Origin of the sequence: Rhizobium sp. ZX09 (assembly GCF_017357485.1) — a bacterium.
In the GTDB taxonomy this organism is placed as follows: Bacteria; Pseudomonadota; Alphaproteobacteria; order Rhizobiales; family Rhizobiaceae; genus Agrobacterium; species Agrobacterium pusense.
In genome coordinates, this window is sequence record NZ_CP031364.1 from 237356 (window position 1) to 252177 (window position 14822).

The following is a 14822-nucleotide window of genomic DNA, read 5'->3' on the forward strand; positions in this document are numbered from 1 at the left end:
AGAGATGGCCGGGACGGTGCGGCGATTCGATCTCCCTCCTTGTGGGGGAGATGCCCGGCAGGGCAGAGGGGGGTGAAGCCCCACACGCCGTGTCTCAATGCGAAAGCCCCCTAATCGCCGGATAAACCGCGTGATACCGCCGGTAAGCCTCCTCATAGGCATCGGCCAGATCAGCCACCGGCTCAATCGTCCGCGCCGTCTCCGGCTGCGAGCACACCGCCACCGGATCAGCTCCGGTCGCGGCAATCAGGCCGAGACGCGCGGCACCGAAGGCCGCACCGAAATCGCCCTCGGCGGGAATATCCACTGGCACACCAAGCGACGTAGCAATCGACGCCAGCCAATAGGCCGAACGCGAGCCGCCGCCGATGGCGGTGACACGAGAGATCGAGGTGCCGGCGGATTTCAGGGCTTCGAGATTGTCTCTGATCGCGAAGGTCACGCCCTCAAGCACGGCCTGCGTCAGCGCCTTGCGGTCGCTCTCATGCGAAAGGCCGATGAAGGAGCCGCGGATGGCAGCATCATTGTGCGGTGTGCGCTCGCCGGAAAGGTAGGGAGCGAAAGTGACGCCAGTCGGTGCAAGCAGCGTGTCGCCGAGTTCGCCGGTCAGATCGGCGGCAGATTGGCCTGTCAGCCGCGAATACCAGTTCAGTGCATCCGTGGCGGAGAGAATGACGCCCATCTGGTGCCAGGTATTGGGCAACGCGTGGCAGAAAGCATGAACTGCGCTTTCCGGCTTCGGCAGATAAGAGGCATTGGCGGCAAAAAGCACGCCAGAGGTTCCGAGCGACACGAAGGCATGACCTTCCTTCACCGTGCCCATGCCGCAGGCCGAGGCGGCATTGTCGCCCGCTCCGCCGGCAACCACGGCCCGGCCGGAAATGCCCCATTCGGAGGCAAGCTCGGCGCGCAGAACGCCCGCCTCATCCGTGCCTTCCACCAGAGACGGCATGTGTTTTTCATCGAGCCCCGTCGCGGCAAGCAGGTCGGAAGACCATTTGCGAGCGCCGGTATCGAGCCAGGAGGTGCCGGCGGAGTCGGACATTTCCGAGATATACTCACCGGTCAGCCACAGCCGCAGATAATCCTTCGGCAGCAATACCTTGGCGACTTTTGCGAAGACTTCAGGTTCGTTCTTTGCCACCCAGGCGAGCTTCGGCGCGGTGAAGCCGGGGAAGACGATATTGCCGGTTATCTTGCGGAAGCGCGGATCAGCATCGAGTGCGGCTGCTTCGGCATGGGAGCGGGTGTCATTCCAGAGAATGCAGGGGCGCAGCACCTTGCCATCGGCATCGACAAGTGTGGCGCCGTGCATCTGGCCGGAAAGGCCGATGCCCTTCACCGCGGCAAGCTCTTTCGGAAACTTCTGCTTCAGGCCGGCAACTGCGGTTTTCGTCGCGGCGATCCAGTCCGCCGGGTCCTGTTCCGACCAGCCATGATGCGGGCGCGAGACATCCAGCGAGCCGTTGGCCGAGCCGATGATTTTCTGATCGCCGTCCATCAGCAGGGCTTTGACGCCTGAAGTGCCAAGATCGAGACCGAGATACATGTATTTCTCCATTCCGGCGCGCCATGCGCCAAAGTTCATGCGGTTTTTTAAAGCCGCCGCCAGAGGGAAAACCGGCGGCCACTTTTCCTTCGGAAGAGTTTCTTCAGGGAAGATTGTCCCTGAGGAAGATGTCGATACGAATACGTTCCTGCGCGGCGATGACGGGCAGACCATCGGCGCGCGCCTTCAGGACGCGGATGGCGCTGCGCACCTCGTGACCCGCGTCCTGGTTGAGCACGGCATCCAGCAGCCCTTGCCGTAGCGCATTGGCGGTGGTTTCGGTGAGCTCATGGGCAATGACCGAAAGCGGTCTTTCGTCATCTACCGCCCCAAGCGCGCGGATGAGACCTCGATTACCGGCACCGAGACTGTAAATGCCGGCGAGGGTTGCATTGCCGAGCGCCTCGCGCACCAGCGCCTCGACGGTCACCGGATCGTCCCTGCCCTCCAGCACCGGCAGCAGCCGCGCCTGGGGAAACTCTGCCTCGATGACGGCGCGAAACCCTTCCAGACGCTCGCGGTGGTCCCGCACCAGCATGGAGCCGGCCACAACGGCGACATCTCCGCCGCGCCCGGAAAGAAAACGTCCCATCAGGCTCGCCGCCGTGCGCCCGGCGGCGACGTTGTCCACACCTGCATAATGATCACGCCTCGAACCCGAGAGGTCCGACACCAGCGTCACCGTGGCGATGCCGTCTTCCGCCAGCCGGTCGGCGGCCTCCGCAACATCTTCGGAATCGGTGGCGACGAAGGCCACCCCGGATGGTTTTTCCCGGCGCGCAACTTCCAGAGCCTCGGTCAGAGCCGCAGCATTAAACGGCGGCACCTCGATAACGCGGATCGCCGTCCGCTCCAGATGCGAGCGGCTGGCCGCAGCCCGTACCTCGGCGCGCAGCGTCGCCATGAAGGAATTGTCGTTGCCGGGCAGGATGAAGATCATCGAATAATTGCGCCCCTTGGCCAGATTGGCGGCGGCGATGTCACGCACGTAACCCAGTTCGGCAATGGCCGCTTCCACCCGCGCCCGCGTTGCGGCATGCACGCCGGGACGCATGTTCAGCACGCGGTCTATGGTGGCGAGGCTGACGCCCGCCCGCTCGGCGATATCGTGAACTGTCGGCTTCATGGCTCCTCCCGCCTCCTGCATATCCAGCTTTGCCGCCGCCGTAAATCGAAAAATGATGTACGTACCTCATAATTCGATGCAAGACGGCGATCCGTCGGTGTTCTTTCGCCCGCGTTGCCGCGTGTTTCTTCTCCCCGAGGGGAGAAGGTGGCCCGAAGGGTCGGATGAGGGGGAACCGCCAGCGATAGACCGCACACTTGCCCCCTCATCCCGCTGCCGCGGACTTCTCCCCGGCGGGGAGAAGAAAATTGCCGCCCACGCTCGCTCCATATCCAAAACAAAAAAGGGGCCGTCATTTCCGACGGCCCCAGCTCTGCGGTGGATGGGAGGGGATTGTTATCAGTGCGCCGCGTCTGGTGGCGGCGCTGCCTTGGGTTTCTGGATCAGGATCGTCATGAAGATCAGGCTGGAAAACAGCAGCGTCAGCGCGAAGAACACATCGGCGAAGGCTAGAATCCATGCCTGCTGCGAGACCATGCCGACCATTTTCTTGACCGCGACGGATGCGCCATCGAGCCCGTAGGAATCATAGTTGGCGCCGACACTGTTCAGCCATTCCAGCGCCTTGGGGTTGGAATAGCTGATATGTTCGGCCAGACGCACATAATGGTCGTCCGTGCGCTGCGACAGCATGGTGTTGATGACGGCAAGACCAACGGCGCCGCCGAGGTTACGCGTGAGGTTGAACAGGCCGGAGGCGTTGCGGATACGGGCGGGCGGCAGGGTGCCGAGCGCGATGTTGTTGATCGGCACCATGCACATCATCAGGCCGAAACCGCGCAGGATCTGCGGGATCAGCAGCTCGTAGAAATCCCAGTCGGTCGTCACATGCGTCATGATCCAGGTGCCGCAGCCGAAGCTGATGAAGCCGATGGCCATCATCGCCCGCGGATCGAGCTTGGTGGAGACCTTGCCGGCAATCGGCGCGGTGAAGAACATCGCAAGGCCGGACACGAACATGGTCTCGCCGATCATCAGCGCGTCATATCCCCTCACCCGGCCGAGATAGAGCGGGTAGAGATAGGTCAACCCGTAAAGCCCGATGCCCATGACGAAGGAGAACAGCGAGCCGATGGAGAAGTTGCGGTCCGCAAAGGCGCGGATATCAACCACGGGGAACTCTACCTTGAAGGCGCGCCAGAAAAAGACGACCGCGCCGATAACCATGGCGACCGTTCCCATGACGATGTGCTCGTCGTTAAACCAGTCCTTGTTGTTACCCTCTTCCAGCACATATTCCAGCGAGCCGAGGAATACGGCCATGGAGATCAGTCCCCACCAGTCGAACTTCTTCCAGAGCGACCGCTCCGGCTTGTCGAAATCGATCAGGCTCCATGTCAGGATGGTGACGATGATGCCGGGGATGACGTTGACGAGAAACAGCCAGTGCCAGGAAAAGGCGTTGGAAAGATAACCGCCGACCGTCGGGCCGATGGTGGGCGCGAGCGTGGCGACGAGACCGATGATCGGTGAGACGACCGAGCGTTTGGACGGCGGGAAGATGGTGAAGGCGGCCGCAAAGACCGACGGGATCATGCCGCCGCCGATAAAGCCCTGGATCGCGCGGTAAACGATCATCTGGTCGATATTGGTGGCAGTGGCGCAGAGCGCGCTCGAGATCGTGAAGCCCGCAGCACAGGTGGCGAAGAGCACGCGCGTGGAGAGGATGCGCGCCAGCGTGCCCGATAGCGGGATCATGATGACTTCCGCGATCAGATAGGACGTCTGCACCCAGGCGATCTCATCCGAGCCGGCGCCGAGGCCGGCCTGGATTTCCGCAAGCGAGGCGGAAACGATCTGAATGTCGAGAATGGACATGAACATGCCGAAGACCATCGCGAAGAATGCGATGAGCCTGCGCCTGTCCATCGGAGGATCGGCGGGGATGGACGCCCCGCCCGTACCGACAACCGTAGCCGCCATGATCTTGCCCTCAACGGTGCGTCAAAGACGCGCCTTACTTGGCCTGCGGATTAGCTTGCGCCGTTCTGGTGGTTTCCGGCGCCGTGCGGGTATCGACATCGACAACAACGCTGAGGCCCGCGCGCAGATTATGCTTTTCGAGGTCTTCCTTGGAGAAGACGATCCGAACCGGCACGCGCTGGATGACCTTGGTGAAATTGCCCGTCGCATTTTCCGGCGGCAGCATCGAGAAGACCGAGCCGGAACCCGGCGAGATCGACTGGACCGTGCCTTCGATCGTCGCGTCGTCAAAGGCGTCGACATGCACGCGCACCTTCGAACCGGGTACGACGCGGGCGAGCTGCGTTTCCTTGAAATTGGCGTCGATATAAAGCTCGTTCATCGGCACCAGCGAAGCCAGACGCTTGCCGACAGACACCAGATCGCCATTCTGTACCGCGAGATTGCCGATAACGCCGTCATAAGGCGCCTTCAGAACCGTGAAGGACAGATCGCGGGCCGCCTTGTCGCGGGACAGCTGCAGCGAACGGATGGTGCTTTCCGCCTCCTGACGCTGGGCGCGCAGGAGCTCCACATTGGCCTTGGCCGAGGCGATGGCGGCATCGCCGGCGACGACATTCGCCTTGGCCTGATCGAGCGCGACCTGCGCATTATCGGACGCGGCAACCGTGCCGACATCCTTTGCCTGCAGCTGGCTTGCGCGCTTCTGGGTGATTTCCGCACCACGAAGGGCTGCATCCAGCGCGCCCTTCTGGGCAACGGCCTGCTCGAGCGCCGCTTCGCCGCCGATGATCTGCGCATCGATACGCTTCAGAGACAGTTCCTCGGTGCGGATCTGCGCTTCGGCCTGGTCAAGCGCGATACGATAATCGCCGTCGTCAAGCGTCACCAGCGGGTCGCCCGCCTTGACTTCCTGGTTCTCGACCACGTTCACCCTGGCGACGTAACCGGAAACCTTCGGCGCAATGACCGCGATGTCACCTTCGATATAGGCGTCGTCCGTCGACACCAGGAAGCGACCATCGATCCACCAGTTGTAACCGTACCAGCCAGCACCGGCCAGCAGTGCAATGGCAATGACAGGCAGAAGCTTCGAGCGCTTCTTCTGCTTTGGTGCCGGCGCTGCCTGCGGCTGCTGGGAAGGCGCCTCCGCCGGCTTTGCGGGAGAGGTCTCGGCCTTGGCGGAGATATCCGCCTCTTCCGCATCGTTGACGGCGCGAACCGCATTATTCTTCTGGGCCGACATGAGAGAGCTTACCGTGATAGATTGAAGAAAGTTTTTCGAACTGAACCGTTCGGTTCGATTGACATAATCTCTTTCCTGACACATATCAAGTGTTATCGAACCGATTGGTTCGACGTTCGGTTAATTTTTTTTACGCCGTTGTGATGCTATGAGGGCGGTAGCGATGGCAGGTGAAGACAGGGATATGGAGACGGAAACGGAAACGGGCTGTCCGGGCAATGCCGCCGGGCGTTTTGCGGCGGGCGAAGACCCGGCCAAACGCGAGCAGATTCTGGCAGGTGCCTGGCGTGTGTTCAAGCGCAAGGGCTTCGATGCGGCCAGCATGAACGACATCACGCGTGAAGCGGGCGTTTCCAAGGGCACGATCTACGTCTATTTCTCCAACAAGGAGGATCTGTTCGTTGCGCTCGTCGATCACCATCGCAACGAATTCGCCACCTCCATGCGCCATATCCTTGAGGGCACCGAGGAGGTGCGCGAGGGGCTGGAGCAGTTCGGCAAGGCCTTTGCCAACAAGATGATCTGTTCGGACATGATCCCCGCCATGCGTTCGGTGCTCGGCGTCATCGATCGCATGCCAAAACTGGCGCAGCGCTTTTTCCTGTCGGCTCCGAACAACGTGCGCACCGTGCTCCTGGATTTCATCCAACATCAGGTCGAAATCGGCCACCTGAAAGTGGACGATCCTGAACTGGCCGCCCGGCAATATATCGAGCTTTCCACCGGCACCTTCTTCAAGCTGCGGCTGTTCGGCGAACTGGAAGGCCCGGTTCCCGACGAGGAACTGGACCGGGTTATCAGCAGCGCCATCAACGTATTCATGGCGGCTTACGGAACAGACAAGGCCTGAGACCATTCAGCAAGGGACGGCCTGACCGGCATCAGGCCGGCAAGGCGATGGCGTCCGATACGCGGTTTGCGCGAAATTTCGATGAAATCTTGCCAAACACAGGAGCTATCTCCTTGTTTCTCGCGTATTGCGCTATAAATTCCACCCACCGAATATATCGGCTGGCCTTGTTGCTGAAAGGAAAACATACCTGATGGAGTCCATTCTCCCTCTTCTGTCGGACCCCGCCGCCTGGGTGGCGCTCGTCACACTGATCGTCATGGAGGTCGTTCTTGGCATCGACAACCTGATCTTCATCTCCATTCTCACCAACAAGCTGCCGCCTGAACAGCGCGAAAAAGCCCGCAAGATCGGTATAGGCCTCGCGCTCGTCATGCGCCTTGGCCTGCTTGGTACCGTCGCCTGGATCGTGCAGCTCACCACACCGGTCTTCGAAGCCTTCGGCCACCCATTCTCGTGGAAGGACATGATCCTCATCGCCGGCGGTCTCTTCCTCGTCTGGAAGGCGACCAAGGAAATTCACCACAATGTCGACCCGGAAGACCACAAGGAAGACCTGGTGGGCGGCCCTGTGGGCATGAATTTCGGCGCCGCCATCGGCCAGATCCTGCTGCTCGACCTCGTCTTCTCGGTGGACAGTATCATCACCGCCGTCGGCATGACCCCTCACCTGCCGATCATGATCGTCGCCGTCATCGTGGCCGTGACAGTCATGCTGCTGGCCGCAACGCCGCTCGCCAATTTCATCGAGCGCAACCCCACCATCGTCATGCTGGCGCTCGCCTTCCTGATGATGATCGGCACGACACTGATCGCCGAAGGCATGGGCTTCCATGTTCCCAAGGGCTACGTCTATGCCGCCATGGCGTTCTCGGCACTGGTGGAACTGCTCAACATGCTGGCGCGCAATGCAAGGCGAAAGAACAAACAGCTGCATTGAGTGATAGCTGCAACGACTGGTAGGGCCCGCAGCATGCGGGCCTTGCATAACCGGACCAAGGGGGGCCGACACATGGCATCGCCCGAAGGGACGAGAACATGGCTTTCGTCATTAAAGCGGAAATCTCAGACCCCGACGCGGAAACTTTCGCATTCACCGCGCAGAAAACCATGTATGGCGGCAAGACCATCACGGCGGGCGATACTGTTTTCCTGTTTGCCAGCGAAAATGAGGGCGGGCACGGCCTCATTGCGAGCGGCGTCGTGACAGCCACCCGGGCAATTGCCCGCAGACCGGGCATCGCGCGCCAAACGCCCCGGGTCGATCTCACCATAAAGAGAACGGCAACGGCCTGGCGTCCTCTCGGCCGGGCACAGTTGCGGGATTTCCGGGACTGGGAGGACGGGCAGCCTGAGACCGAACTCAATTTCAAACTTTACCGCCAGGCGACAGACAAGATCGTCGGCATATCTGACGAGGCAACACGTTTTATCGAGGCATTTTTCAAGCAATGAAATGATGTGCGCAGGCACGAGGAACTCCCGCCCCGCACTTGCGTTGATGAGCAGGTCCCTGACAAAAAAAAGCAAATACGATTCCATCCCCCGCATGCGAAAGTAACCCGCACAAATGACGACAGACCAGATTCTCGCCTTCGTCGTCATCGCCGGCATGATGGCGGCATTCATCTGGGACAGGTTTCGTTATGACGTCGTCGCCTGCAGCGCGCTGCTGGTGGCTGTAGCACTCGGCGTCGTGCCTTTCGACAAGGCATTTTCCGGCTTTTCGGATGATATCGTCATCATCGTCGGCAGCGCGCTGGTTGTCAGTTCGGCGGTGGCGCGTTCAGGCATCGTCGACATGACGATCAAGAAATATTTCCCCGAGATGCATTCAAAAGGCCTGCAGCTCGCCTTCCTGATGATCGTCGTCGCCGTCATGTCGGCCTTCATCAAGAACATTGGCGCACTCGCCATCATGATGCCCGTCGCGTTCCAGTTCGCCCGCAAATCCGGAAGCCCGGTTTCCTATTACCTGATGCCCATGGCGTTTGCCGCCTTGCTGGGCGGGCTGATGACGCAGATTGGCACGTCGCCGAACATCGTCGTCTCACGCCTGCGTGAGGAGATGACCGGTGAGAGCTTCTCGATGTTCGATTTCACGCCCGTTGGGGCTGGCCTCACCTTCATCGGCATCATCTTCCTGACCTTCGGTTATCGGTTGCTGCCGGTGCGCAACCGGGAAAAGGCCTCTGTCGAGGATATTCTCGACCAGTCCGCCTATACCGCCGAAGCGACGCTGCCTGCAGACAATAGCTTTGCGGAAAAGCCGCTGCGCGAACTTCTCAAGCAGGCCGATGGCGATGTCATTGCCAGCACCATCCTGCGCGGACCGCGGCGCATTTCCCCCTTTCCCGACGTGACGCTGAAGGCCGGAGACACGGTTCTGCTCGAAGGTAGCCCGGAAGGCCTCGACCGCATCGTCTCCCAGGCAAAGTTGCTGCTTTCCGGCAAGCCCCTGATGGAGAACGGCCAGAAAACCGCCGATCTCATTTCCATGGAGGCCGTCATCAGCAACGAATCCGTTCTGAACGGCATTTCGGCGCGGGAACTCGCGCTGTCCTATACGCGTGGCGTCAACCTGATTGCAGTCAGCCGGCGCGGCCAGCGTGTCAGCCAGCGGCTCTCGGAACTGACATTGCAGGCGGGTGACGTCATCCTTTTACAGGGCAGCCGCAAGAACCTGCCGCAGGTGCTGCAGGAATTTTCGCTGCTGCCGCTGGCGCAGCGGGAGATTCTGCTCGGCGTACAGCGTCGCGCGCTTTTGCCGGTCCTCGTACTCGCCGCGGCCATGATCGCGGCCGGCAGCGGTCTGGTCCCGGTCTCGGTCGCCTTTTTCGCAGCCGCCTTCATGATGATCGTCGTCGGCGCCATTCCGCTGACCGAAGTCTACAAATCCGTCGATGGCCCGATCCTCGTGATGCTCGCCGCCCTCATTCCCGTCAGCGACAGTCTGCGCACCAGCGGCGCCAGCGAGTTGATCGCCGCCTGGCTCGGCAACGCGGCTCAGGGCCTGCCGCCCTTCGCCGCGCTTGGCATGATCCTGCTCACCGCCATGGCGGTTACGCCCTTTCTCAACAATGCCGCAACGGTGCTGGTCATGGCGCCGATTGCCGCGGGTTTTGCCACCACGCTCGGTTTCCGGCCGGAGGCCTTCCTGATGGCGGTGGCGATCGGCGCGGGCTGCGATTTCCTCACCCCCATCGGGCACCAGTGCAATACGCTGGTCATGGGTCCTGGCGGTTATCGTTTCAGCGACTATCCGCGGCTTGGCCTGCCGCTGTCGATCATGATCGTCGTCGCCAGCATTCCGATGCTGCTTTACGTCTGGCCGGTCAACTGAAGCCAGCCGGCAGGACCGGCCGACCTCTGGAGACTCCATATTTCCTTGACGCCTGCGGCAGAATATGGCCTAAGCCCAAGCCGAACGGGCATATGAAAAAGGCACTTTCCTTTCGCCTTTTGACATGATGTCCTGCCGCATCCAAACGAAAACTCCGTGGTATCAGGGTGGAACCGCCCCGATGTCACCGCCACGTCACGACGAGTGAAATTCATGACCACTTCCGGCGTTCGCGTCCGCATCGCACCTTCCCCCACCGGCGAGCCGCATGTCGGCACCGCTTATATCGCGCTGTTCAACTATCTCTTCGCCAAGAAACACGGCGGCGAGTTCATCCTGCGCATCGAGGATACCGACGCCACCCGCTCGACCCTCGAATATGAGCAGAAGGTGCTGGAAGCCCTGCGCTGGACCGGCCTTACCTGGTCGGAAGGCCCCGATGTCGGCGGCCCTTACGGTCCGTATCGCCAGTCAGAGCGCAAGGCGATGTACTGGCCCTATGCCGAAGAACTTCTGGAAAAGGGCCATGCCTTCCGCTGTTTCTGCACGCCCGAGCGGCTGGAGCAGATGCGCGAGGCCCAGCGTGCCGCCGGCAAGCCGCCGAAATACGATGGCCACTGCCTCAACCTGAAGGCCGAGGAAGTGACCGCGCGCGTTGCCGCCGGTGAAGCGAACGTCGTGCGCATGAAAATCCCGACCGAAGGCTCGTGCGATTTCCATGACGGCGTTTATGGCGATGTCTCGATCCCGTGGGATTCCGTCGACATGCAGGTGCTGATCAAGGCCGACGGCATGCCGACCTATCACATGGCCAACGTCATCGACGACCATCTGATGAAGATCACCCATGTGGCGCGCGGTGAAGAATGGCTGGCTTCGGTGCCCAAGCACATTCTGCTGTACCGTTATTTCGGCTGGCAGGAGCCGGTGTTCATGCATCTCTCGCTGATGCGCAACGCCGACAAGTCCAAGCTTTCAAAGCGCAAGAACCCGACCTCGATCTCCTATTATTCCGCGCTCGGTTACCTGCCGGAAGCGCTGATGAACTTCCTCGGCCTGTTCTTCATCCAGATCGCAGAGGGCGAAGAACTTCTGACCATGGACGAGCTCGCCGCGAAGTTCGACCCGGAAGCGCTGTCCAAGGCCGGCGCCATTTTCGACATTCAGAAGCTCGATTGGCTGAACGGCCGCTGGCTGCGCGAAAAGCTTTCGCCGGAAGAGTTCATTGCCCGCACACTGGAATGGGCGATGGAGAATTCCCGCCTGACCGAGGGCCTGAAGCTTGCGCAGAGCCGCGTTTCCAAACTCGGCGAGCTGCCGAACCTTGCCGGCTTCCTGCTCGCAAGCGATGCTGGCCTGACGCCCGCCTCCTTTGCCGGGCTGAAGAGCAAGCCGGAGGAAATCCACGAAATCCTCACCACGGTTGCCGCAGACCTCGAAAAGATGCCCGACTGGAACGTGGAAGCCATCGAGGCGGAGTTGCGCGATGTGGCCGAACGCACTGGCAAGAAGCTGCGCGTCGTCACGCCGCCGCTTTTCGTCGCCATGTCCGGATCGTCGCGCTCGCTGCCGCTGTTTGACTCGATGGCGCTGCTTGGCCGCTCCGTCGTGCGCCAGCGCCTGAAGGCTGCGATCGCCGTTGTGGCCACGATGGTTGGCAGCGGAACGTAGGAAAAAGCGGCGAGGCTTTTGTTGACCCCGCTCATCAACGGTCGTCATCCTCGGGCTTGACCCGAGGATCCACGCCAGTTTCGATGAGCTTCGACAGGAAGACGTGCCGGCTGGAGAATGGATCCTCGGGTCAAGCCCGAGGATGACGGATGTGGAAAGTGTGGACGCATTTGGCGACCGCAGTAGCAAACAGAACAATGTGCCCATAAAGGCGAACACGATGACCGACACCAAGACCGAAACCACCGCCCTCTCCTCCGACGCGACAGAAGTGCGCCGCCAGAAACTTGCGCTGCTGCGCGAGCAGATCGGCGACGTCTATCCGGCGCATTTCCACCGCACGATGAGCAATGCCGAGCTGGCGGAAAAATATGCCGGTATCGAAGCCGACGTCGAGACCGGTGATACGGTGACGGTGGCGGGGCGCGTTTATTCCTCGCGCAATTCCGGCATGTTCATGGATATTCATGACGCCTCGGGCAAGGTGCAGATCTTCAGCCACAAGGATACGACGCCGGAAGCGGCGCGCAACCTGCTGCCGATGATCGATATCGGCGACATCATCGGCGTGACTGGCAAGGTGCGCCGCACCAAGCGCGGTGAGCTGACGATCAACGCCGAAGAAATCACCATGCTGACGAAGTCGCTGCTGCCGATGCCCGAGAAGTGGCACGGCGTCTCCGACATCGAGCTGCGTTACCGCAAGCGCCACCTCGACATTCTCTCCAACGAGGAATCCAAGCTGCGATTCCTGCAGCGCTCGAAGATTCTCTCCGGCATCCGCCGCTTCATGGAAGCCGAAGGCTTCCTCGAAGTGGAAACGCCGATGCTGCAGACCGTCTATGGCGGTGCAACGGCCGACCCGTTCAAGACCTTCCACAACACGCTGAAGATGGACATGTATCTGCGCATCGCGCCGGAACTGTTCCTGAAGCGCACGCTGGTTTCGGGCCTGTCCGACAAGGTTTTTGAAATCAACCGCAACTTCCGCAACGAAGGCGTCTCCACACGGCACAATCCTGAATTCACCATGATGGAGTGCTACTGGGCCTATGCCGACTACGAGGACATCATGGGTCTCGTTGAGCGGCTGTTCGAGACGCTGGCGATCTCGCTCCACGGCACCACAGAGGTGGAATTCCAGGGCCAGACGATCTCGTTCAAGGGTCCGTTCAAGCGCGTGCCGATGCCTGATGCGGTGAAGGAAGCAACCGGTATCGACTTCCTCGCCATCAAGACCGACGAAGAAGCCCGAGCTGCCGCCAAGGCCGCCGGTTTTGCTGTCGAGAAGGACTGGACCTGGGGCGAATGCCTTGCCTTCATCTTCGAAGAGAAGGTGGAAGGCACGCTGATCCAGCCGAGCCACGTCACGCACTTTCCGAAAGACATCTCGCCCTTCGCCAAGGAAGTGCCGGGCGAACCCCGCCTCGTCGAGCGTTTCGAAAGCTATTGCAACGCCTGGGAAGTGGGCAACGCCTTCTCGGAACTCAACGATCCGGAAGAACAGCGCCGCCGCATGGTGGAGCAGCTGGAACAGGCGCATGCGCGTGGCGAAAAGGACAAGCAGCTGGACGACGAGTTCCTCGACGCCATCGACCAGGGCATGCCACCCGCCGGCGGCCTCGGCATCGGCGTCGACCGCCTGATCATGCTTTTGACCAACGCCCCGTCGATCCGCGACGTCATTCTCTTCCCGGCCCGCCGCAACAAGGCGGATTGAGGCACCAGGAGCGCTGCCCGGTTCGAATTTCCGGGCAAGCTGCAATCCCCTTGAAGTTGGCGCTGAAAGGTGAATATTCACTCAACCTCATCCTCGGGCTTGTCCCGAGGATTTGCTAACGTAGCGATTTTGTTGACGTGCTTAGAGGCGTGGGGCAAGCCCAAGGATGACGTCGGGCAAGCATGACAAGGCAGCGTCGGCGGAACCTACCGCCGGCATGAAACAGGAACGCCTAGGCAACAGCCGAATCCCTCTCAATGCCCCGCCTTGGCCTTTTCGCCAGCAGCTTCCTCTGCCACCGCCGCCTCTCCGTCCATCGGTTTTTCCTCCGCCGCCTGCGCGGTGGTCGAGCCTTTTCCGAAGATCAGTGACTTCAGATAGGACAGGCTGAAGATGCTGCTGCCCTCGGCTTCCGGTGTCGAGGTCAGAAGCTCGTCGGTGACGGTCTCACCATGCGCTTCGGGAGACGGAGTTTCGTCATGTGCTTCCGGAGCAGTTTCGCCATGGCCGGGCTCCGTTGGCGCAGCGTCATGTTCGCCGCTGGCCCCGCCCTTGCTTTCGCCGTGACCTTTGGCGGACTTGCCCTCGTGGCCGCCCGCTTCCGGCTCCGCAACCGGCGTCGCACAATCGGCGAAGTCGCTGAGGCTGGCAGCCATGGCTTCGGTATCTTCAAGCGGCAGATCGATGCGCAGACCGTAAAACTGGCCGCTGCCATTTGCTGCGCCGTCATAATAGAAGGCTGAATAACGGCGGGCCTCGGCGCCCTCGGGAATTTTCGCCGTATCCGGAATGAAGACCACCTGTGCGGCAATGGCCCGGCCGCGCATTTCCGAACGCAGCTGCGGGCCGTTCCTGTCAAGCACGGAGACCTGAACCAGATCGGGCTTCTGTTTGTCGTAAACCGCTTTGGCGACGCGCAGGGCGGTTTTCAACCGCTCCGTGCCGTCTCCGCCTTCGGTGCGAATGAATTTGCGTACCCATAGCGAGCCGTTCTTGCGGATATTCACTGTCTGGACTGCGTCGCAGGAAAGCCCATTGGTGGAGGCATAGGATGGGCCAAGCAGCCGCTCGCTGCCGATGAAAACGGCAGCGGAACCGGTCGCGCCTGCCAAAAGCAGGATCCCGCCTCCAATCATAACGAGCTTGCGCGAAAACCGCATTCGTCCGAATACAGCTTTCACCCGCAACATCCTGACATCAAGTACCCCGCCTCTCGCCCTCACCCCGGAAACGTGGCTCGAAGGATGAGGAACACACGCGGGATAAGCTTCGGACCACGCTGTCCGAGCCTTCCGATAGTGCCGCTTTCTCATTGAAAAAAGTTTAATCCCGCAGGCAAGATACCCGCAAAAGCGCATCATTTTCGGACATTTCAGAAATCTCAAGATTTGCGA

Annotated in this window: 11 protein-coding genes; 6 read left to right on the forward strand and 5 right to left on the reverse strand. The window is 60.9% G+C overall.

The window, feature by feature from the left end; all coding sequences use genetic code 11:
• Positions 1 to 94 precede the first annotated feature (94 nt).
• From xylB to BTN45_RS15795, 4 genes are all read right to left on the reverse strand, one after another.
• Positions 95 to 1549, reverse strand: coding sequence for a xylulokinase (gene xylB, locus BTN45_RS15780; RefSeq protein WP_022562746.1), 1455 nt, complete (start codon positions 1547 to 1549; stop codon positions 95 to 97).
• Between the two features lie 103 nt (positions 1550 to 1652).
• Positions 1653 to 2675, reverse strand: a complete 1023-nt coding sequence (locus BTN45_RS15785) for a LacI family DNA-binding transcriptional regulator (protein WP_045531595.1) — start codon at positions 2673 to 2675, stop codon at positions 1653 to 1655.
• A gap of 339 nt (positions 2676 to 3014) precedes the next feature.
• Entirely contained in the window at positions 3015 to 4598 is a 1584-nt protein-coding gene (locus tag BTN45_RS15790) for a DHA2 family efflux MFS transporter permease subunit (RefSeq protein WP_207589944.1), read from the reverse strand.
• A 34-nt stretch (positions 4599 to 4632) separates the two neighbouring features.
• The gene (locus tag BTN45_RS15795; RefSeq protein ID WP_004445212.1) at positions 4633 to 5844 is read right to left on the reverse strand and encodes an HlyD family secretion protein; all 1212 of its coding nucleotides are present in this window, start codon (positions 5842 to 5844) and stop codon (positions 4633 to 4635) included.
• A gap of 163 nt (positions 5845 to 6007) precedes the next feature.
• Between BTN45_RS15795 and BTN45_RS15800 the strand changes: the two genes are divergently transcribed.
• The 6 genes from BTN45_RS15800 to lysS all read left to right on the forward strand — a co-directional run bounded on the left by BTN45_RS15800 (position 6008) and on the right by lysS (position 13428).
• The gene (locus BTN45_RS15800; protein ID WP_004445213.1) at positions 6008 to 6694 is read left to right on the forward strand and encodes a TetR/AcrR family transcriptional regulator; all 687 of its coding nucleotides are present in this window, start codon (positions 6008 to 6010) and stop codon (positions 6692 to 6694) included.
• Positions 6695 to 6887: 193 nt separating this feature from the next.
• Positions 6888 to 7634 carry a TerC family protein gene (locus BTN45_RS15805; RefSeq protein WP_004445214.1) on the forward strand — a complete coding sequence of 249 codons (747 nt, stop codon included), beginning with the start codon at positions 6888 to 6890 and terminating at the stop codon, positions 7632 to 7634.
• Between the two features lie 98 nt (positions 7635 to 7732).
• A complete protein-coding gene (locus tag BTN45_RS15810) occupies positions 7733 to 8149 on the forward strand; it encodes a hypothetical protein (protein WP_207589945.1) in 417 nt (138 codons plus the stop codon).
• A 115-nt stretch (positions 8150 to 8264) separates the two neighbouring features.
• Positions 8265 to 10037 carry an SLC13 family permease gene (locus tag BTN45_RS15815; RefSeq protein ID WP_207589947.1) on the forward strand — a complete coding sequence of 591 codons (1773 nt, stop codon included), beginning with the start codon at positions 8265 to 8267 and terminating at the stop codon, positions 10035 to 10037.
• Positions 10038 to 10250: 213 nt separating this feature from the next.
• Positions 10251 to 11708, forward strand: a complete 1458-nt coding sequence (gltX, locus tag BTN45_RS15820) for a glutamate--tRNA ligase (protein ID WP_108081570.1) — start codon at positions 10251 to 10253, stop codon at positions 11706 to 11708.
• A 220-nt stretch (positions 11709 to 11928) separates the two neighbouring features.
• Complete coding sequence (lysS, locus tag BTN45_RS15825; protein WP_108081663.1) at positions 11929 to 13428, forward strand: lysine--tRNA ligase; 1500 nt, start codon at positions 11929 to 11931, stop codon at positions 13426 to 13428.
• A gap of 254 nt (positions 13429 to 13682) precedes the next feature.
• Here the strand turns inward: lysS and BTN45_RS15830 are convergent, their stop codons facing one another.
• Complete coding sequence (locus tag BTN45_RS15830; protein ID WP_246751698.1) at positions 13683 to 14618, reverse strand: hypothetical protein; 936 nt, start codon at positions 14616 to 14618, stop codon at positions 13683 to 13685.
• Positions 14619 to 14822: the final 204 nt, after the last annotated feature.

Bases quoted from the DNA above. Each gene is read 5' to 3' on its own strand.
- BTN45_RS15830 (WP_246751698.1), bottom strand. From the start codon at position 14,618: ATGTTGCGGGTGAAAGCTGTATTCGGACGAATGCGGTTTTCGCGCAAG.
- BTN45_RS15815 (WP_207589947.1), top strand. From the start codon at position 8,265: ATGACGACAGACCAGATTCTCGCCTTCGTCGTCATCGCCGGCATGATG.
- BTN45_RS15805 (WP_004445214.1), top strand. From the start codon at position 6,888: ATGGAGTCCATTCTCCCTCTTCTGTCGGACCCCGCCGCCTGGGTGGCG.
- BTN45_RS15800 (WP_004445213.1), top strand. From the start codon at position 6,008: ATGGCAGGTGAAGACAGGGATATGGAGACGGAAACGGAAACGGGCTGT.
- BTN45_RS15810 (WP_207589945.1), top strand. From the start codon at position 7,733: ATGGCTTTCGTCATTAAAGCGGAAATCTCAGACCCCGACGCGGAAACT.
- xylB (WP_022562746.1), bottom strand. From the start codon at position 1,549: ATGTATCTCGGTCTCGATCTTGGCACTTCAGGCGTCAAAGCCCTGCTG.
- BTN45_RS15785 (WP_045531595.1), bottom strand. From the start codon at position 2,675: ATGAAGCCGACAGTTCACGATATCGCCGAGCGGGCGGGCGTCAGCCTC.
- BTN45_RS15795 (WP_004445212.1), bottom strand. From the start codon at position 5,844: ATGTCGGCCCAGAAGAATAATGCGGTTCGCGCCGTCAACGATGCGGAA.
- lysS (WP_108081663.1), top strand. From the start codon at position 11,929: ATGACCGACACCAAGACCGAAACCACCGCCCTCTCCTCCGACGCGACA.
- gltX (WP_108081570.1), top strand. From the start codon at position 10,251: ATGACCACTTCCGGCGTTCGCGTCCGCATCGCACCTTCCCCCACCGGC.
- BTN45_RS15790 (WP_207589944.1), bottom strand. From the start codon at position 4,598: ATGGCGGCTACGGTTGTCGGTACGGGCGGGGCGTCCATCCCCGCCGAT.